The following is an 18,371-nucleotide window of genomic DNA, read 5'->3' as shown; positions in this document are numbered from 1 at the left end:
AGTGAATGCAAAATTAGGGATTATACCCGGGTTAGCTGGAATTCTGAGCCGATGCTTTCCCAGGCAAGTACCTCCATATCAAGAGAGGCGACATGATCGGGATAAGATTCCAAAAGTTCTTTGGCTGGCAAATAGGCGGATTCTCTTAATGCCAATAGTCCGGCTTTTATCTGCAGTTCGTCTTGGGTTTCCAAGGTCTTCCTTAAGTCATCGAGGTACATTTCATCCACAAAAGGAGCTACCAATCGCCATATCTCAGGCATTACCTCTCTTCCTGCTGCCCAACGCTCATGCGCAAAATCACGCGCTATGGCAGCCAAAGCAGGATTTCTTCTTTCTTCCAGCCCCTCAATTCTATACAAGGGACGCTGCATAAAAATGGCTTTCAGCACCATTTGATTCCAGTTGGCTTCAGGGAAATAGTTGGTCGGAAAGGGATTGTTTAAGGCTATTGCATCGAAGACTGAGGAAATATTCGTTCTCAGGCCATCAATTGCCCTGGGAATCAAATCTTCCTGAAAAGGCATCAGGGGCAACGCCGCAAACAACGCCTGATGCTCATTCATATCAGCAGTTTCAAAAAGCTGATTCATCGCTGCAAACCATGCCTCCTTTTCCTGTGGGTAACTCAGCATCAATACTGTACGTGCAGCTTGTAATTCATCCCAAAACTGAGGCTGAAAACCGGAAACCAAGTCATTTGCCAATATCTTGTCATCAGTCGAAAGGTTGAGTTTTTCTTTTTTGAAATACCTGGATGCTTGGCTGAAAGCCAGAAAAAACTTCGAAGAGGTAGCTTCAGTGCTTATCTTTTCGACTTGTTTACTGAGCCAGTCCAGTCCTTTCCGATCAGCCGATCTTTCAAGCAAATGGGTAAGAAAGCCTGTTAATTTATTTTCCATAATTTGAGTTGCCGTTTAGGGCTTGGCGTCAACTTTACTTTAATACTATAAAATAAGGGGAAATCTACCGGATTATCCAGCTAGATAATGCTCAGTGGTAGGAAAAAGTGCCATACTTGATAAAAATCATTTACTCCCAAAAGACAAATCATTCCTCTCCTTTGCCGAATGCCAAAAAATGCAAGATTGAATTGAAGAAATAGTCACTTGAAAGGAGTATGAATACTTTACTTCCATGGATCAATTTTAACTCTTCTTTAAAAACTCGAAGTTCATCAAGTTCTTATCTCCTTCCACTACATTTCCCTATCTTTGCAGCCTGATCAGAAAAATCAAAACAAGCCTCCAACTTCATTATGGGGGTTTTGACCTAGAAATCCATGAGTAGAGAAGTTCGCGTAAGATTCGCTCCGTCACCCACGGGGCCTTTACATATAGGCGGTGTACGTACAGCGCTTTACAATTACCTTTTTGCCCGCAAAATGGGTGGGAAATTCCTGTTGAGAATTGAGGATACGGATCAAACCCGATTTGTGCCGGGTGCGGAGGAGTACATTAAGGAATCCTTGGAGTGGCTGGGTATTTCTCCGGACGAAAGCCCATGGAACCCCGGCGATTGTGGCCCTTACAGGCAGTCCGAACGCAAGCCAAGCTATATGCAATACGCCCTTGACTTGGTGGAAGCCGGACACGCATATTATGCTTTTGATACTTCCGAGGAACTGGAGGCCATGCGTGAGCGCTTAACCGCCGCTCGGGTAGTACAACCCCAATACAACAGCATCACCAGAACCCAGATGAAAAACTCACTGACACTTTCTCAGGAAGAAGTGAAGGCAAGGCTGGACTCCGGTGAACCCTATGTCATCCGTGTGAAAATCCCACGCAAGGAAGAAGTCCGTCTGAATGATATGATCCGAGGATGGGTGATGGTTCATTCCTCCACGCTGGATGATAAAGTACTGATGAAATCAGACGGTATGCCTACCTATCACTTGGCAAATATTGTGGATGATCATCTGATGAATATTACTCATGTGATCCGTGGGGAGGAATGGCTTCCTTCTGCACCTTTGCACGTATTGCTCTACAAATTCTTTGGCTGGGAAGACACGATGCCGGAGTTTGCGCACTTGCCTTTACTTCTGAAGCCTGACGGTAACGGCAAACTTTCCAAGCGTGATGGAGATAAATTGGGATTCCCTGTGTTCCCTCTGAATTGGGAAAATACCGAAAATGGTGAGACCGCGGCAGGTTTCCGTGAGCAGGGCTATTTGTCCGATGCATTCTTGAATTTTCTGGCATTCCTGGGTTGGAATCCCGGAGATGAGCGGGAAATTTTCTCACTGGATGAATTGATAGAAGCATTCTCAGTGGCCAGAATAGGCAAAGCCGGAACCAAGTTTGACATCGCGAAAGCAAAATGGTACAATGAACAATACCTAAGAGCAAAATCAACTGTTGAGTTGGCTCCTTATGTGATCGCAGATGCTTCCGCAGAAGGGATAACTATCCCACAAGAAACTGCCGAAGCCATCGTTTCTCTGACTAAAGAGCGGGTAACTTTTCCTGCCGATCTATGGCAGCAAAGCAAATTCGTGGTAATAGCTCCCACCGGATTTGATCTGGATATTGCAGGCAAAAGATGGAATGCGGATGCGGTCACAGTCCTTAGCGCTTATGCAGAGACTTTGGAGGGATATACCGGTACCTATGACGCAGAGAAAGCGAAAACTATGCTGGGTGAAACCGCTGAAGCAAAAGAAATCAAGCTGGGAAAAGTAATGCAGGCGGTTCGGCTTGCCGTCACCGGCGTGGGTGCTGGACCGGATTTGATGGAGATTTTTGCTATTTTAGGCACCGAAGAAGTGTCCAAACGCATCAGATTTGCGTTAGCTACTTTGGAAGTGATCGGCTAAAAAGAGAAGTTATGACAAAGAAGAAAAAGAAAAACGAAGACCCAAAGGTTCATGAAGACCTGAGCGGGTTCAAAATGGATATTAATTCCTTCGGCGAGATCTCCTCTTCCTTTTCTATTGATAAAATCAACGAGTTTCTCAATAAGAATGTAGAGGACAAGAAGCTAAAGGACAGAGACGATTTGAAATCTGATGAAAAGGAAAAGAAATCCTAACTCCGGAGTTTTCCTGAGAAGTAATTTAAAGAGGTTGTCTCATATAATTGTCACATTGAGCGAAGTCGAAATGGGCTTAATTAGCCTCTAAAAGGCTTCGACTTCCCGCCAAGGCGAGCTGATACCAATGACGGAATTCAAAAAAGCATGCAAATGTTGTGTCAGTCCGAGCGGAGTCGAGGAACCTTCGACTCCGCTCAGGGTGACCCAACTTTATTTCTACATCACTTTCCGTCATTATTCATTAGTAAATCTTAAATTTTTCTTACTCAGCCTGACAAGAAAACATGATAATGAGACAACCTCTTTGTTTGATGCTTTTGCTAATTCTCAGAATTTAGATAAATCTGTAAATAATATTGACAAAATCGATTAATAGTTACTTTTGGGCATGAATAGAGTTTTAATCACGGGGATTTTTATTCTGGTATCTTTTGCAGGATTGGCTCAGACCAGTGTGGGGATCCGTGGTGGCTATGCGACCTCTAGCTATTCTTATCGCCCTTCGCCAAGCAACAGGGGCATCTCTGTAGATGGAATAGGGGCTCCTACTTTTGCCTTGGTTTTTGAGCATTTCAATGCCAAAAATGCCGGAATCGAAGTCAACCTGCAATTTCTCAGAATTGGCTTTTCTCAGGTCGAAGAAGAATCCAATCCGGTCAGAACAAATGAAACGCAGTTTGACTACCTAAAAGTCCCGATCCTATCCAGCTTTTTCTTGGGAAGATCGGGAAGATTCCAGATCAAATTAGGCCCGCATCTAGGCTATATGTTTCGGGCTAAAGACATCACACGGGAATTTTCTGATTACACCCCGGTAGAAATACCCACGTATGGAGGTTCTGATGATACCCCCCGTAAAATCATGTACGGCCTTACTGCCGGAGCAGGAATTTCCAAACTTTTTGGCAAAAGCACCTTAGCTGGAGAAGTGCGATTCTCTTATGATTTTACCAATCCCGAAGGGCAAGAACGCATTTTTGACATGAGCTCGACTAATCTGGAGTTTACTTTGGCTTACCTTTTTAGAATTAGGGAATCAAAGAGTTCAAAGGATGTAAGGTAGGAAAGATTTAAAGCGATCAACTTTCCAACCTTACCACTATAGAACTTTTTCAACTCCCCTGTCATATATTAGATTCATTTCCCGACTAAGCTATGTAAATGAATCGCAGCCAGCTAGATCATATCTTAAAAGCCCACCATCGGGATGCATACCTTTGGGCTAGGCAATGCTGCTCTTTTGAGGATGAACTGGCGAAGGATGTGCTTCAGCAGGCGTATTTGAAGATTTTGGAAGGAGAGGCGAAGCTAAAGGATGCATCCAAAGCGAAAACATGGCTCTTTTCCATCATCAGATATACTGCGATAGATGAACACAGAAAAGCCGGAAAAGTGGTTTCTCTTTCCGATGCCTATGATCCTGCGGAAATCCGGGAGGAAGTAGATGCTACAGATTATGAGGGGATAATCAAATGCCTTCCGGAAATGCAGCGGGAAGTTATTCTGATGGTCTTTTATCATCAGATGACCATTGCACAAAGCGCCGAAATCCTTCAAATCGGTCTTGGGACTGCGAGAACACATTATGACCGCGGGAAAAAGAAACTCAGGGAATTAATTACGAAAGTTCAAATCCGGGAAGAATATGGAAAATAACGAACAACTAGAACGGTTTTTTGAAAGGATGAAAAAGCAGGATGAGCACTTGGCGATCCCGGCTTTTCCGGAAGTCAAAACGAGGAAATTCAGTTTTTGGATTCCCGCAGGCATAGCTGCATCCATGATTTTCGCCTTTCTGTTTATTCAGAAACCTGCCCCGGTAAAAAGCGGCTCTCCGGAGGTGGTGATTATTACGCTGCAGGAAGATGAAAACCACAACCAGCATTTCACTATAGAGGAAAGTACATTCTTGGATACCTGGGAATCACCTACTGCTTCATTATTGACAGCATATTAACATTCAACTTATGAAACAATTATTTCTTATTTATCTACTTTGCTTTGCGGGCTTTGCCCAAGGACAACAAGCTTATGTACAAAATCTAAAATCGTCAGATCAAGATATTTTCCAGCGAAACCTGTACTCCGCAGACAAAGTCATGGATATGCGTAATGAGCTGGCACTCACGGAGGCTCAAGCTACCAAAATCAAAAAAATCCATAGCGAAAACGCAGGTAAATTCAGCACCATGAAATGGGATCTTGATGATGCCACCGCCAAGCTAAAAGACCTCTTGGATCAATCTAAAATCGATGAGATTGCAGTACAAAAGCAGATGGACAAAGTGCTGGCTTTGGAGAATTCCTTGAAAAAGCAGCAGCTCAGCACGATGGTTTCAATCAAAAATGAACTGAATGCTGAACAGCAGCAGATTTTGCAAGCAACTAGAGTTATAACTGTAAATGGAGTAAGTATCAGCGGTTATGCAGAAAATTCTACCAATCCTTCAAAATCCTTTTCAAGCACAAAATTTAGTACCGGCTATCCTGCCGGTCTGGCGCAAACCTCATCTTCTTCTCCGAAAATAGCAGTACAGGTAGCCGGTACAGGTAAATCCGGAAATCCCGTTTTTTATATCGAAACTAAAGATGGGATGGAAGAAGTTTCAGACTTGAATCACATTAACCCAAATGACATAGAAAGCATGCAAGTACTCAAAGACAAAACTGCTGTGGAGAAATTTGGAGAAAAGGGCAAAAATGGCGTAGTCATTATCAAGCTGAAGGAAAAGGCCAAAAAGTAATACTATTAATGGGTTTTAAATCAAAAAGGAGTCTGAAAATTCAGTCTCCTTTTTGATGGTTAGATACTAAAGAGATTAACGTGATATAGTTTGGATTTCTTTAATCCAAAAATCTCCAGCTTGCCTTATGGTCTTTTTTTAGCGCCTGACCCGTGACTTTGGCTCTGAGTATTTCCACCGGCATGGCGTTTTGGCTCATAATCAGATCGTGGTATTCTTTCTCGGTCATCTTTCCGGAATTGACCACTTCATCACGCATTTTATAGAATTCAAGCGCTCCAATCATGTACGCAATCTGATAAAGAGGGCCGTAGGTTCCTTCAAAAGAACGACGGACTTCCGCTTCTGCATTTGCACGTTCATGACCGACTTTATCCACCAATAGATCAATGCACTCTTGTGGAGTCATCTTTTCCAAGTGGTAATTAAGAGAGAAAATGATCCGTGCACAGCGGTGCATTCTCCAGAAAAGCATTCCTACTCTGTCCTTGGCATCCCGGGGAAAATCCTTGTCCCACAGGATAAACTCCCAGTACAGCGCCCAGCCTTCTGTCCAAAACGGAGTTCCAAACATGCGTCTATGCGTCATGTTCCGCTGGTTCATAAACTGCTGCAGATGATGCCCCGGGATCAGTTCATGATGAACTGTCGCTCTTGAGAAATGCGGATTATTTCCCCGCATACTCATCATTTTATCCTCATGGGCCATCTCGGATGTAGGATAAGAAATCTGTATGGATTCTCCGCCCAAGAAGAATGGGCTGACCCGTTGGCGCTCAGCGGAAATCATAACTGTCCGCCAGGATTCCTTTGCCAATAGCGGCACAGTGATCAGATCGTTTGATTCTACATAGTCAGTAGCTTCCTCAGCCAATCGGATCACTTCTGCAGGCCACTCTCCCGCCGGTAGATAGGATTCTTTCACCATCTCTAAAGCTGCTTTCCAATCATTTCCGAATCCCAACTCATTGGAAGCTTTGAGCATTTCTTTCTCACACCAGGCAAATTGCTTTTCCGCTTCTTTGATCAATTCCTCAGGGCTATAGGCGATCATTTCATACGCCAATTGCTTCTCCAGTGCATCTCTCCCTATCGGTCTTCCTATGATTTCGCTCCCATCGTCTTTCACTGAATTAGTATAGTGCTCACGCAGTGCTTTGGCATAAGCTTTCATACGCTCATCCAGCTTTTTCCAAGGTTCGGGCATCCACCAGGAGAACATAGGGTCATAGTCAAAGTAATAGCTATAGGCTTCCTCAGTTGCTTTGTTCATAGATTCTACCGCGCTTGCTGCAAGATCCGCTTTCTGCCAACTGGTGTATTTGGGGGAAGAAGATAAGTTCTTCAATTGAGTGTCTACCTGCTTTGCCACTTCGTTCCAAGTAGCTGCCAGCGCCTGGGAGTCAGGTTTCCTTGCCCTGCGTCTTCCCTGATAAAACTCTTCCAAAGGCTTCCCAAATGCCAAAACTCCTGAGATTTCACTAAAAGAGGCCTTTTCTATCTCCAGTTCTGCAAGTGTTTTTTCAAGATAATTTCGAAAAAGCACGTAGTCAATTTTTCCATCTTCAGAGAGCGTGTTGTAATTCACCTTGTCCAAATTGCTTAGATACTCTTGGTTGAATTTTTGGATTCTGGTGAAATACTCTTCCGAAAGTGAGTTGGAATATAGTCTTCTCAATGCTCCATAATCAGCTTGATACGTCTGAATGGTTTGTACCAATTCCGTCGAAAAACCATAGTTGGAGATTAGACACAAAAACAGAAATAAGTAGATTTTCTTCATAAGACTAAGGAAAGTGGAGCCTTAAATTAAATCTTTTGCTCCTAAATCCTCAAAATCTCATTCTCATAATAGCTTCCGCAGGTATTTCTTTTATCAACGGTAAAATAGCTTTTCGGAGAAAATAGGCAAGTAACCTGCGCTCAATACTTAAATCGATAGTGATGAAAAATTCAATCCCCGTCTTGAGTTTTTCATTTGGCGGGATTGTGGAATCCTTTTGCCTTAAAAAATCCGGATAAAACTATTTTTAGATTTCTGTTTTCTCCCAAGACTAATTTATATTTTGTGATAAAATCTGACGTATTTTAACCATCAATTTTGGCTCGCTATGAAACAGTTTCTACTACTTGCACTTCTTCTGATGGGGCTTTCTTCAAGACTACTTGCACAAGAGGATTACAAATCCACTATTTTAGAATTCCAGCGTGAGCTGAATGAAGAATACAAAGACCCGGATAAATCCCCATTGTCTGCAAAGCAACAGAATGCTTTCGGAGGGCACAGCTTTTTTCCAATTGATGAGAAATACCATGTAACTGCCAAATTCGAAAAGCTTCCAACGCAAAGTCTTTTTCAAATGAAAACCACTGCCAATTCCATCGCAAATTATGATGTGTATGGCATAGCTACATTTACACTGGATGGAAAGGAATTCCGACTGAATATCTATCAAAGTCATCAACTCAGGAAACAGGATAAATACAAGGACTATCTATTTCTTCCCTTTACGGACCAGACCAATGGCGAGGAAACCTATGGAGGCGGAAGGTACATGGGACTGACAATTCCGGATGGGGACACCATAGAACTTGATTTTAACAAAGCCTACAATCCTTATTGTGCATACGCTAGTGGCTATGCTTGTCCTATTCCTCCGAAAGAAAACGATATACAAGTTCCTATTAGAGCAGGAGTGATGATAGGTAAGTAAAGTGGATGGGGTTGTGATATGACGTCATAAGCCTAATAGTTCGATAGGGACACTGCGAGAGCAGGCAGCCTCCATTTTTTGGTATGTAGGGCAATTAGACTTTTTGGAAAAGTTTAGACTACTGAAGATGAGGTTGTATCGTAACTTTAAGTAAAGCCTCTGGGATTTGCCTATACTAATCTTTCAGAGACCTCTCCGAGTAAAACAAAGGCTGTCCTGCGAACTGGGAGACAGCCTTAAAGCGAGTAGTTTAACTAAACTACCATCTGGGATGTTCCTTCATGTAATTGTCCAAGGAGAATTTACCCGAGCCATAGATGAGAAATACAATTAGTAAGATCAACACTAGCAGGGATAGTTCGAACTCCAGATTATTCGCTACAGAAAGAAATCCTGAGTTGATGTTGACAAAGAATACCGCCACCAACAGAATAGGAATTTGGAAGAGGATAGCAAATCGTGTCAGGAGTCCCAGTGCAATAAGAAATCCTCCTACCAAGTGGGCAAAGGCGACGTAATGTGCCAAGCCGAGGTTGAAGAACTGTAGATCCTTATTTTTCATCAGATCCATTAAAGCGTCTGTGTTTGAAATAAAGAGAACGCCTTTGTACAGAATAAATAATCCTAATACTATGCGGAGAAAGTCTATCCACTTGGGATGATGCCTATCCGCCCATGATTCGATTTTTGTTATAGTATCCATGTTATTTGGGGTTAATTGCTCTATTAAAATACAAAAAATAAATGATATTTCACTGATTATTAAATGGTTAAAAAAGAGCGGTCATTTTGTATTTTACAAATTACCCGGTTCGGTTTTCTAAAAATCGCCGCAAAGAGAATAAAAAAAGCCCCATCAAAGTAAATTGATGGGGCCTTCTAAAGATTAAGTATTTCTTATTTGCCTTTTTCTCCGATAGAGATCATGGCACATCTGAATCCAATATGGTTGGTAGCAGAATCTTGATGCATAAACCTTCTGGTACCAGGAGCAAGCCAATATGCCACATCTTTCCACGAACCTCCCTTATACACTCTAAGCTCATCAGTAAGCATTGAAGTGAGGTAAGTATCCTCTTCGTCACCTATACCATTGTTCCGTACGGGGTTAAGGTCGTCAAAGTCTTGAAAAGACAGTGGACGATAAATATCCTGTACCCATTCGTTCATATTACCGGCCATATGATACAAACCGAAGTCATTTGGTGCCATATCATACACATTAGTAGGAATGATGCTTCCATCATTCTGCTGGCTACCTGCGATCCCGCCGTAATCACCTCTGCCTCTTTTGAAGTTGGCAAGGAAATCACCTTGCTTGCCTTTTTTCTTTACATTGTACGGATTACGAAGACCTCTACCATCCCAAGGATAGATTCGGCCATGCTCTTGATTCTCATCTAAGTATTGCGTGCCGATCATTGCCTTGGCAGCATATTCCCATTCAGCTTCCGTAGGTAGTCTATAATCGGCTAAGGCAACGCCCCGCTCTATGAGTTGACTTTTGGTAAATGAAGAATCTATACCTCTTTTTTCTCTAATAAATTCCTGTACGAATGCTGTTCTCCACTTCGCATAAGCATTTGCCTGAGTCCAAGATACTCCGGCCACAGGGTAGAAATTGAAACCTGGAAATCTGAAATAATAGGACTGGTACATGTCATTGAATGTCATCTCACCTCCAGCCCATACATTGTCTTTTGGTTCAAGTTTAAGCAGGGAATCTGCGCTCACTTTTTTTCTGATATCGAACAAGTATTCACGGTAATCATTATTGGTGATCTCAGTTTCATCTAAATAGAAGTTAGCCAGAGTGACTGTTCTTTCCTGATTATCACGAAAGGCCATAACATCCTGCTCTTGAGAACCCAGTACGGCCCTACCTCCTTGGATAAATTTCAAGTTTGGTCCGGGAATTTGCTCGGCATTTTTGGCTACAAAAAATTGGGTAGAATCTTTTTCGTCAAAACTAAATGATGCTCCTGTTGTAGCACTTTTTTTACCGGGCTTGTTGGCTGTTCTTCTGCCATAGCCCGGAGATTTATTACAAGAGGTTAGAATTGAGCTTCCCACTATTGCCAGAGCTGCTACCCACATTCCCCATGATTTGTTACTCAGACGCATATTTCTAATTGTTTTAGGTCTCTTTCAGTGTGCTAATATAATTGCAATGTCAAGCACTTCCAATGATTTAAGATGAAGTCCTCTTTTTCATTTTGACAAAAAATAGCCAAAATCTCAGAAAACCAACAAAATCGATAGGCAAATCTGCAATTTTTATGCCATTAAAATTATTTCAAAATCATGCTTCATTCATCTCATTAAGTTTGATCTGGGCTTTTGAAATAGTCGAAACATTTGATAATGTAAGAATCAAACGATTCTTGTACTCTTTTATTTTGCAAAGTTTACTGTTCATCTGTGCAAATAGCATAACTTTTTGGAAAATATCCGAAGCATAGTAATCATCTCTGGTAGAAGGCAGTAAATGGCACTTCATAAATCCTCCTTTCAGTACAAGTTTCTCAATTCCAAGCTTTTCTGCTTTCCATCTCAAGCGCACAGTCTCCATCAAATCTTTTACCGCGTCCGGCAGTGGTCCGAATCTATCCAGAAGCTGGGCGGAGAATTTGGTCAATTCCTCCTCATTCTTGATGGCATCCAGCTTGGAATAAAGTCCTAAACGTTCGCTGATATTTGCGACATATTCTTCCGGGATAAGAAGTTCCAAATCAGTCTCAATTGTACAGTCTTGGACAAGTACTTTGACTTTTTCTGTCACGTCTGTTTCAAACAAAGCGGCAAATTCATTTTCCTTCAATTCCTGCACCGCTTCATCAAGGATTTTGTGATACATCTCAAAACCCAAATCCGAGATAAATCCACTTTGCTCGGCTCCCAATAAATTTCCTGCTCCCCGAATATCCAAATCTTTCATGGCCACCTTGAAGCCGTCACCCAAATCCGAGAACTCCTCCAGTGTCTGCATGCGTTTTCTGGCTTCTGCCGTCAGACCTGACATAGGCTGAGTGAGTAGGTAGCAAAATGCTTTTTTATTGCTCCGGCCTACACGTCCACGCATCTGGTGCAAATCACTCATGCCAAACATGTGGGCACGGTTGATAATAATCGTGTTGGCATTCGGAATATCCAGTCCGGACTCAATGATGTTGGTAGAAACCAATACATCGTATTCGTGATGGATAAAATCCACCATGACTTTTTCCAGCTTTTTACCATCCATCTGACCATGAGCTCCTACTACCCTGGCATCAGGCACGAGTTTCATAATCAGATTGGCTATAGAATCAATTTCTCCTACTCGGTTGTGCACAAAGAAAACCTGTCCGCCTCTCCTTAATTCATAGGAAACAGCATCTCTGATTACCTCTTCTTGGAAAGTTTGAACCTCCGTGGTCACGGGCTGCCGGTTTGGTGGGGGAGTAGCGATCACGGATAGATCTCTGGCTCCCATCAGGGAAAAGTGCAAGGTCCTCGGGATTGGTGTCGCGGTCAAGGTCAGCACATCTACATTTACACGCAGATTTTTCAGTTGATCTTTTACTTTCACCCCGAATTTCTGCTCTTCATCGATTACCAGTAGCCCCAAATCCCTGAAGACAATGTCCTTATTTACAATCTTATGGGTGCCTACGAGGATGTCGATTTCCCCTGTCTTTACCTGCGCTACGATTTCCTTAATCTCCTTTGCGGTGCGAAAGCGATTGATGTACTCGATTTTCACAGGGAAATTTTCCAGACGCTCGCTGAAGGTCTGGAAATGCTGCATAGCCAGAATAGTCGTGGGTACCAAAACGGCCACTTGCTTTCGGTCATTTACAGCTTTGAAAGCTGCGCGGATGGCTACTTCAGTTTTCCCAAAGCCCACATCACCACAGACTAGCCTGTCCATAGGATAGGACTTTTCCATGTCCGTTTTCACGTCTTGGGTGGCAATGGCCTGATCCGGTGTGTCCTCATAGATAAAGGAAGATTCCAATTCAATCTGAAGAACGGAATCCGGATTGAAAGCAAACCCCTGTGCTGATCTTCTCTTCGCATATAGAGCGATCAAGTCCTTCGCAATATCCTTGACTTGCTTCTTAGCCCTTGATTTCTTGTTTTCCCAATCAGGGGATCCCAATTTGGACATGGAAGGAACAGTGCCTTCCTGCCCGGAAAACTTGGAGATTTTATGTAGGGAGTGAATGTTCACATAGAGCAGATCATCGTCTCTGAAGATCAGTCGTACCGCCTCCTGCATTTTGCCGGCCACATCCACTTTTTCCAAGCCGGCAAAGCGTCCTACACCGTAATCCACGTGGACGATGTAATCTCCCGGATGCAACGCTTTCAATTCCTTAATTGTGAGGGCTTTTGATTTGCTGGCTTTATCCCGGGTCTTATAGCGGTGAAAACGCTCAAAAAGCTGATGGTCTGTAAAGCAAGCAATTTTTGATTGCCTGTCTTCAAAACCTTCCCGCAATCCGAGAAGCATGCTTCGCACCTGAAGTGTTGGGTCCAATTCACCGAAAATACCCAGCAGCCGGTCTATTTGCTTGGCATTCTCTGCTGTCAGAATGTTTACAAAACCCTTCTTTTCGTTCTCCGAAAGTTGGGTGACCAATAAGTCAAAATTCTTGTTGAATGAAGCCTGAGGCTGAGATTCCCAAGTGGATTGCTTGGCATTTTTCAGATAAAACTGCTTCCCAAACTCTACCCGTGAAAAATTCGCGGATGCCGACGCAAAGTCAGCTCCTTTATCAAATAAATCCCCCGGGCCGAGGACAGTTTTAGTGTTATTGGTTTTTTCGACGATCTGGTCGAAAGCAAGGGAAGCCTTGTGAAAGCATTCATCCATCACATCCAAAGTCAGCTGGTAATCTTTGATCCAGACAATGGTCTGCTCCGGAAGAAAACCCAGAAATGACTGCCTTACTTCTTGGAGAAGCTTCGTTTGTACGTTTGGGATCAAGGCTATTTGATCCACACTGGCGATGGAAAGTTGCGTCTCGGGATCAAAAGTCCTGATACTCTCGATCTCTTTGCCAAAAAGCTCAAGCCGGTAAGGATGCTCATTGGAAAAAGAAAACACATCCAAAATCCCTCCCCGGATGGCAAATTGCCCGGGTTCATAGACAAAATCTGTTCGCTCAAAATCGTAGCTGGCCAAGATTTCGGAGACAAACTCCATATCCACTTGCTCACCGACCTTGGCCGAAAACGTATTCTCTTTTAGTGAACGTTTGTTGATCACCCGCTCATAAATGGCCTCAGGATAGGTGATGATGATCCGGGATTTGCCTTTTTCCTCCAGCACTAGATTGAGAATCTCTGAGCGCATCAAGACATTTGCATTGTCAATTTCCTCGTACTGGTATGCCCGTTTAAAACTGGATGGGAAAACCATATGGGCTTCATTGCCCAGCAAATTCTGAAGATCTGAATTCAGATAGGCCGCTTCCTCTTTATCCTGTGCTACAATAAGATGAAAGCCTCCCTTTGATTCAAAAAGAGCCGAAAATAAAACCATATCCAAACTTCCCGATAAGCCTTTTAGCTGATGAGTAAGCTTATCTCCACTTGAAATCTCATGTGCGATAGTTTGAAAAATAGGGTCTGATTGGTAAATGGAAAGAAAGTCCTGACGATCCAATAGCTTGTGGTTTAAATAGTAGGTTGGTGGCACAAAGTTAGTGCTTTATGAATTCGGACGGGTGATTTCAAATGGCTTTTCATCTGATTATAATTGTTTTCTAGCGGTCACTCCGACAATTACAGTCCAATTGTCTGCAACAGTACCAAAAATCAATCCCCTTTTTTCAATGGAAATGGTTAAGAAAATTGATAATCATACTAAAGAGTCTTAACTTTTATTCCTGTAAAATTCTCTGAGAACCACCGGAAGCTTTTGAAAACTAATAGTTGTAATCAATGATGCTGACAGAACACCATATCGAAGAAATCGCAGAACTCCTTGACTGCGGAATGCTATGCTTCTTTCATACTCCAACGGGAACAATTGAATATCACCCCGATCCGGAGAATCCGTATTTCGAACCGGAGCCTTGGGAAGATCTCTTCGAAAAACTTGAGTCGGATTGGGGCAATTACGTGCGATTCGAAAAGATGGATTCGAGAGAGGGATTTCAGGTGATGGAGGATTTCGCCTATTCAATGACTGATACCAATTTTAGAGAGAAGCTACTAGATCAACTCTCAAAACGGAAACCCTTTCAGAACTTCAAGTACACGATCGATACCTCTAAGTATAGACAAGACTGGTTTGACTTCAAAAAGAAAGCCTATATTGATTTTGTGAAACAGCAGCTTAGATAAAAGCATTTTCACTATCAATCCAACCGCTCACCCCCCAATCGCTATCATACTTCGATTATCGGAATGAAGTGCGGGGTCCGACAGTTTTTCCATATTATCCATTCCGGCGCGTACAGCTTTTTTGTTAAGAATGGATTCCAATATCAAGGTTTCCACATTTTCCCCGGCACGCATAGCTGCAAGCAAGTCGGTTTCCTGATTGGAAAAAAGACAGTTTTTGATACGGCCATTGGCAGTCAAGCGGATCCGGTTGCAGGTTCCGCAGAAAGGGTTGGTAACCGAACTGATAATTCCAAAATCTCCCCGGTAGTCCGAGATCTTAAATTTACGCGCGGTGAAATTTTCCTCATTCGGAAGGGAAGTTATTCGATCCGATCCAAAATGAGCACCCAATTGATCTAGCACCTCTTTCTCTGAAATCATCTTCGAGCGATCCCAGCTGTTGCCGTCAAAAGGCATAAATTCTATAAACCGAACAGATACATCGAAATCTCTGGTCAGATTTACCAGATCAACCAGTTCGTCCTCATTCATTCCTTTTACCAACACGACATTGATTTTCAGATTGAATCCCTGATCGTGTAAGAGTCGGAAATTATCCAATGTTTTTTGGAAACCCGTTCTTCTGGTGATCTCAAAAAATCGTTCTTCACGCAGGGTGTCCAAACTGAAATTGATGTTTTTAATGCCCAATTTCTGAAAGTTATCCACATGCCTGTCGATCAGCAATCCGTTGGTCGTCAGTGACAAATCCACGGGAAGCTCGGAGAGTCCTTCGAGAATTTCGTAAATATCCTTTCGAAGCAAAGGTTCACCGCCTGTCAGGCGGATCTTATTCACGCCCAGTCCGACAAAAATTCTTGCAAACTCAAGTACCTCCTCCGCACTCATCAGGGAAGCTTTGGGGCTTAGCGGAATTCCATCAGCAGGCATGCAGTATTTGCAGCGCAAATTGCACTTCTCTATCAGGGAGATCCGCAAGTAATTGTGGATTCTCCCAAATTTATCTTTTAACTCATGAATATTAGCTGGGCTCATGATTGGCTCCTTTCATTATTCTAAACACATGCAGTAAATGAGGAAAAACCGCATCCATAGATTCCTTGGCTCCATTGGTAGATCCCGGCAAGGCCAACACCAGGCTGTCACCTATGGTGCCTGCCACGGAGCGTGAAAGCATGGCAAACGGCATAATCTTCTGTCCATAGCTCCGAATAGCTTCCTCTATGCCCGGAATTCTCCGTTCCAAAATTGGCTCTAGTGCCTCAGGAGTGACGTCCCGTTGGGAAAGTCCTGTCCCGCCTGTGAAAATGACCAATTGATGCTTCTCCGTAAGTTCAAAAGTTCTGGCTCTGATGAGCTCCAGCTCATCGGGGATGACCTCATACGAACTCACTTCCACTCCATGTGATTTCAATTTATCCACAATCGCTTTTCCTGCCCGGTCTTCTTTAATCCCCTTGGAGATGGAGTCCGAGCAAACTACCACCGCTGCCTGAATTTGAGTTGGGTTTTTATCTTTAAAACTGGATTTTCCCCCTGTTTTCTGTACCAAACCAATTTCACGGATGGTAATTCCCTTATCTATGGGTTTGAGCATATCGTACATCGTCAAGGCAATGACCGATGCGCCATGCATGGCTTCCACTTCCACGCCGGTCTTATACACCGTCTTCACTGTAATATAAATCCTGATCTCCAGTCCATCCACCTCATATTCCACCGCAGTGTACTCCACCGGGAGAGGGTGACAATCAGGGATGGTAATGTGCGTATTTTTCACTGCAAAAAGCCCCGCAACTTTCGCCATTTCAAACACATTTCCTTTTGGAACACGGTTTTCCACCACAGCTGCGATGGTTTCAGCAGAACTTACCAGGACAATTGCCTGAGCTTTTGCTGTGCGAAGTGTAGTGACTTTATGTGTGATATCTACCATTGGATTTTATGTTCTTTAGCTGTTTACTTTCCATTGATAATCGGCATTGTCAAAAATTTCCTTGCCGAAAATCGGAACTTGCTCTTTCACTTGATTGACTAAATATTCTGTGGCTTCATAGACCTGCTTCCTCCGTGGGGAGGAGACGAAGACGAAAATGCAGACCTCTCCAACCTTCACTGTACCCAAGCTGTGGTATATGTGCAGGCAAGTCAAATCAAATTTTTCGAAAGCTGACTCACGGATTTCATGCAGTTTTTCATTGGCCATTTCCTCATAGGCAGTGTATTCAATCGCCACTACTTTCTGATCCCCCACTTCGTCCGCCCGCACTTGACCCAGGAAAATATTGTGTGCTCCGATGCTATGCTTGCTTTGATGCTTCGCTATAGAATCAGCTATAAATTCGGAAGAAATTGCTCCTTCAATAAATACTTTTTTCATGTGTTTATAATTTGTCTTTCAATGGTCACATAGCCTGTCCCTAATTCGTTTCGGGAGAATCTTCGCAAAGTCTATAATCATCCCAGTGTGTGGCTTTTTAGTTATGCCTGTCTGCCTCAGGCAGGCTCGATTTCATCTTTTATCAATTTCAAAATATCCCTTGCCCCTCCCTGTATCGCCTTTACTTTAGAGAAACCCGCTTTTTGCATCAATTTCCCTGCTTTGATCGCTCTTCCCCCAGCTTGGCAAAATAGCGTGATGTCACCATCTTTGTCCAATTCTCCCAACCTACTTTCCAGTTCAGAAAGTGGGATTTTACGGCAAAACCCGGAAGGAATCTCCGGTTTTTCGCCTACTTCTCTTACATCTATAAGAATTCCTTTCTGCTCAAAAGCCAGCTCAGGATGTATCAAATCCACTTTTTCAATGACTGTGTTGGAAGAGAGTTCTACGGATTGATCCGCCAATTGGAAAATCTGCTGGTCGTTCGTGAGTGTATTATAGATGAGGATTTTTCCTGAAAGTACTTCTCCGATTCCCAGGATGATTTTGAGTGCTTCATTTGCCTGAAGCATTCCGATGATTCCTACTGTCGTTCCCAGCACGCCGGCTTCTTCACAGTTCAAGATGACCTTGTCGTCCTTTGGGAAAAGATGGCTATACGATGGACCTCCATTATAATTGAAAACCGAAACCTGCCCCTGAAATCTGAAGATAGAGCCATAGATCATAGGTTTTTTCAATCTAGAACAAACTTCATCCAGCGTGTATCGGACTTCCAGATTATCTGTGGCATCGATGATCAACTCATACGAATTAATCAAGTTGTCCACATTTTCTGGGGTCAAAAACTCAGGCATTATTTCAATCTCCGTAGTCGAATTCATTCGCTGAAGCACTTGCTTGGCTGCTTCTACTTTCAGTTTCCCTATAGAGTTCTCATGATATAAAATTTGCCGATGAAGGTTACTTTCTTCTACCCGGTCTCCATCCACAATTCCGATTTTTCCTACTCCTGCAGAAACCAAGTAAGGCAAAACAGCACAGCCCAAACCGCCCGCACCTATGACGAGCACGCTACTTAAAAGTAGCTTTTGCTGGCCTGAGGTTCCGATTCCCGGAAGGATGGTTTGTCGCTGATATCGTTCCATA

17 protein-coding genes are annotated in these 18,371 nt (G+C 43.1%); 8 read left to right on the top strand and 9 right to left on the bottom strand.

Annotation, left to right across the window (positions count from 1 at the left end; all coding sequences use genetic code 11):
* Window positions 1-20: 20 nt before the first annotated feature.
* On the bottom strand, window positions 21-902 hold the full coding sequence (locus J2X69_RS18660) for an EboA domain-containing protein (RefSeq protein WP_310106747.1): 882 nt from the start codon (window positions 900-902) through the stop codon (window positions 21-23).
* Window positions 903-1,282: 380 nt separating this feature from the next.
* On the opposite strand from J2X69_RS18660, the gene gltX reads away from it, so the two are divergent.
* The 6 genes from gltX (at window position 1,283) to J2X69_RS18630 (ending at window position 5,783) form a co-directional block, all read left to right on the top strand.
* The gene (gene gltX, locus J2X69_RS18655; protein ID WP_310106746.1) at window positions 1,283-2,821 is read left to right on the top strand and encodes a glutamate--tRNA ligase; all 1,539 of its coding nucleotides are present in this window, start codon (window positions 1,283-1,285) and stop codon (window positions 2,819-2,821) included.
* A gap of 11 nt (window positions 2,822-2,832) precedes the next feature.
* Window positions 2,833-3,036, top strand: coding sequence for a hypothetical protein (locus J2X69_RS18650; RefSeq protein ID WP_310106744.1), 204 nt, complete (start codon window positions 2,833-2,835; stop codon window positions 3,034-3,036).
* A 391-nt stretch (window positions 3,037-3,427) separates the two neighbouring features.
* Complete coding sequence (locus J2X69_RS18645) at window positions 3,428-4,102, top strand: outer membrane beta-barrel protein (protein ID WP_310106741.1); 675 nt, start codon at window positions 3,428-3,430, stop codon at window positions 4,100-4,102.
* Window positions 4,103-4,200: 98 nt separating this feature from the next.
* Entirely contained in the window at window positions 4,201-4,695 is a 495-nt protein-coding gene (locus J2X69_RS18640) for an RNA polymerase sigma factor (RefSeq protein WP_310106737.1), read from the top strand.
* A complete protein-coding gene (locus J2X69_RS18635; RefSeq protein ID WP_310106735.1) occupies window positions 4,685-4,996 on the top strand; it encodes a hypothetical protein in 312 nt (103 codons plus the stop codon). Before J2X69_RS18640 ends, J2X69_RS18635 begins: the two co-directional genes overlap by 11 nt.
* A 10-nt stretch (window positions 4,997-5,006) precedes the next feature.
* Complete coding sequence (locus J2X69_RS18630) at window positions 5,007-5,783, top strand: periplasmic heavy metal sensor (protein ID WP_310106732.1); 777 nt, start codon at window positions 5,007-5,009, stop codon at window positions 5,781-5,783.
* 100 nt (window positions 5,784-5,883) lie between these two features.
* On the opposite strand, the gene J2X69_RS18625 is transcribed toward J2X69_RS18630, so the two are convergent.
* On the bottom strand, window positions 5,884-7,566 hold the full coding sequence (locus J2X69_RS18625) for a DUF885 family protein (protein ID WP_310106729.1): 1,683 nt from the start codon (window positions 7,564-7,566) through the stop codon (window positions 5,884-5,886).
* A 328-nt stretch (window positions 7,567-7,894) separates the two neighbouring features.
* On the opposite strand from J2X69_RS18625, the gene J2X69_RS18620 reads away from it, so the two are divergent.
* Window positions 7,895-8,497 (top strand): DUF1684 domain-containing protein, encoded by a 603-nt coding sequence (locus J2X69_RS18620; protein ID WP_310106727.1) that lies wholly within the window; start codon window positions 7,895-7,897, stop codon window positions 8,495-8,497.
* Window positions 8,498-8,756: 259 nt separating this feature from the next.
* Here J2X69_RS18620 and J2X69_RS18615 read toward each other — a convergent pair whose 3' ends face one another.
* The 3 genes from J2X69_RS18615 to mfd form a co-directional block, all read right to left on the bottom strand.
* Window positions 8,757-9,200: a DoxX family protein gene (locus J2X69_RS18615; protein ID WP_310106725.1), complete on the bottom strand. Its 444-nt coding sequence runs from the start codon at window positions 9,198-9,200 to the stop codon at window positions 8,757-8,759.
* A gap of 194 nt (window positions 9,201-9,394) precedes the next feature.
* Window positions 9,395-10,621, bottom strand: coding sequence for a gliding motility lipoprotein GldJ (gene gldJ / locus J2X69_RS18610; RefSeq protein WP_310106723.1), 1,227 nt, complete (start codon window positions 10,619-10,621; stop codon window positions 9,395-9,397).
* Window positions 10,622-10,799: 178 nt separating this feature from the next.
* Entirely contained in the window at window positions 10,800-14,153 is a 3,354-nt protein-coding gene (gene mfd, locus J2X69_RS18605) for a transcription-repair coupling factor (protein ID WP_310106914.1), read from the bottom strand.
* Window positions 14,154-14,431: 278 nt separating this feature from the next.
* Here mfd and J2X69_RS18600 point away from each other — a divergent pair, with 278 nt between their 5' ends.
* Window positions 14,432-14,836 (top strand): UPF0158 family protein, encoded by a 405-nt coding sequence (locus J2X69_RS18600; RefSeq protein ID WP_310106721.1) that lies wholly within the window; start codon window positions 14,432-14,434, stop codon window positions 14,834-14,836.
* A 27-nt stretch (window positions 14,837-14,863) separates the two neighbouring features.
* On the opposite strand, the gene moaA is transcribed toward J2X69_RS18600, so the two are convergent.
* From moaA to J2X69_RS18580, 4 genes are all read right to left on the bottom strand, one after another.
* A complete protein-coding gene (gene moaA, locus J2X69_RS18595) occupies window positions 14,864-15,874 on the bottom strand; it encodes a GTP 3',8-cyclase MoaA (protein ID WP_310106719.1) in 1,011 nt (336 codons plus the stop codon).
* A complete protein-coding gene (moaCB, locus tag J2X69_RS18590) occupies window positions 15,861-16,775 on the bottom strand; it encodes a bifunctional molybdenum cofactor biosynthesis protein MoaC/MoaB (protein ID WP_310106718.1) in 915 nt (304 codons plus the stop codon). Before moaCB ends, moaA begins: the two co-directional genes overlap by 14 nt.
* A gap of 15 nt (window positions 16,776-16,790) precedes the next feature.
* Complete coding sequence (locus tag J2X69_RS18585; RefSeq protein WP_310106716.1) at window positions 16,791-17,219, bottom strand: molybdenum cofactor biosynthesis protein MoaE; 429 nt, start codon at window positions 17,217-17,219, stop codon at window positions 16,791-16,793.
* Window positions 17,220-17,335: 116 nt separating this feature from the next.
* Window positions 17,336-18,370, bottom strand: a complete 1,035-nt coding sequence (locus J2X69_RS18580; protein WP_310106713.1) for a HesA/MoeB/ThiF family protein — start codon at window positions 18,368-18,370, stop codon at window positions 17,336-17,338.
* Window position 18,371 lies beyond the last annotated feature (1 nt).

The sequence above is a fragment of the Algoriphagus sp. 4150 genome (assembly GCF_031457395.1).
GTDB lineage: Bacteria > Bacteroidota > Bacteroidia > Cytophagales > Cyclobacteriaceae > Algoriphagus.
The sequence above is the reverse complement of the archived record's forward strand: the minus strand, read 5'-3'. Positions and strand labels throughout refer to the sequence as shown.

Bases quoted from the DNA above. Each gene is read 5' to 3' on its own strand.
- J2X69_RS18640 (WP_310106737.1), top strand. From the start codon at position 4,201: ATGAATCGCAGCCAGCTAGATCATATCTTAAAAGCCCACCATCGGGAT.
- moaA (WP_310106719.1), bottom strand. From the start codon at position 15,874: ATGAGCCCAGCTAATATTCATGAGTTAAAAGATAAATTTGGGAGAATC.
- J2X69_RS18625 (WP_310106729.1), bottom strand. From the start codon at position 7,566: ATGAAGAAAATCTACTTATTTCTGTTTTTGTGTCTAATCTCCAACTAT.
- J2X69_RS18620 (WP_310106727.1), top strand. From the start codon at position 7,895: ATGAAACAGTTTCTACTACTTGCACTTCTTCTGATGGGGCTTTCTTCA.
- J2X69_RS18635 (WP_310106735.1), top strand. From the start codon at position 4,685: ATGGAAAATAACGAACAACTAGAACGGTTTTTTGAAAGGATGAAAAAG.
- gldJ (WP_310106723.1), bottom strand. From the start codon at position 10,621: ATGCGTCTGAGTAACAAATCATGGGGAATGTGGGTAGCAGCTCTGGCA.
- moaCB (WP_310106718.1), bottom strand. From the start codon at position 16,775: ATGGTAGATATCACACATAAAGTCACTACACTTCGCACAGCAAAAGCT.
- J2X69_RS18650 (WP_310106744.1), top strand. From the start codon at position 2,833: ATGACAAAGAAGAAAAAGAAAAACGAAGACCCAAAGGTTCATGAAGAC.
- gltX (WP_310106746.1), top strand. From the start codon at position 1,283: ATGAGTAGAGAAGTTCGCGTAAGATTCGCTCCGTCACCCACGGGGCCT.
- J2X69_RS18600 (WP_310106721.1), top strand. From the start codon at position 14,432: ATGATGCTGACAGAACACCATATCGAAGAAATCGCAGAACTCCTTGAC.
- J2X69_RS18630 (WP_310106732.1), top strand. From the start codon at position 5,007: ATGAAACAATTATTTCTTATTTATCTACTTTGCTTTGCGGGCTTTGCC.
- J2X69_RS18645 (WP_310106741.1), top strand. From the start codon at position 3,428: ATGAATAGAGTTTTAATCACGGGGATTTTTATTCTGGTATCTTTTGCA.
- J2X69_RS18585 (WP_310106716.1), bottom strand. From the start codon at position 17,219: ATGAAAAAAGTATTTATTGAAGGAGCAATTTCTTCCGAATTTATAGCT.
- J2X69_RS18660 (WP_310106747.1), bottom strand. From the start codon at position 902: ATGGAAAATAAATTAACAGGCTTTCTTACCCATTTGCTTGAAAGATCG.
- J2X69_RS18615 (WP_310106725.1), bottom strand. From the start codon at position 9,200: ATGGATACTATAACAAAAATCGAATCATGGGCGGATAGGCATCATCCC.
- J2X69_RS18580 (WP_310106713.1), bottom strand. From the start codon at position 18,370: ATGGAACGATATCAGCGACAAACCATCCTTCCGGGAATCGGAACCTCA.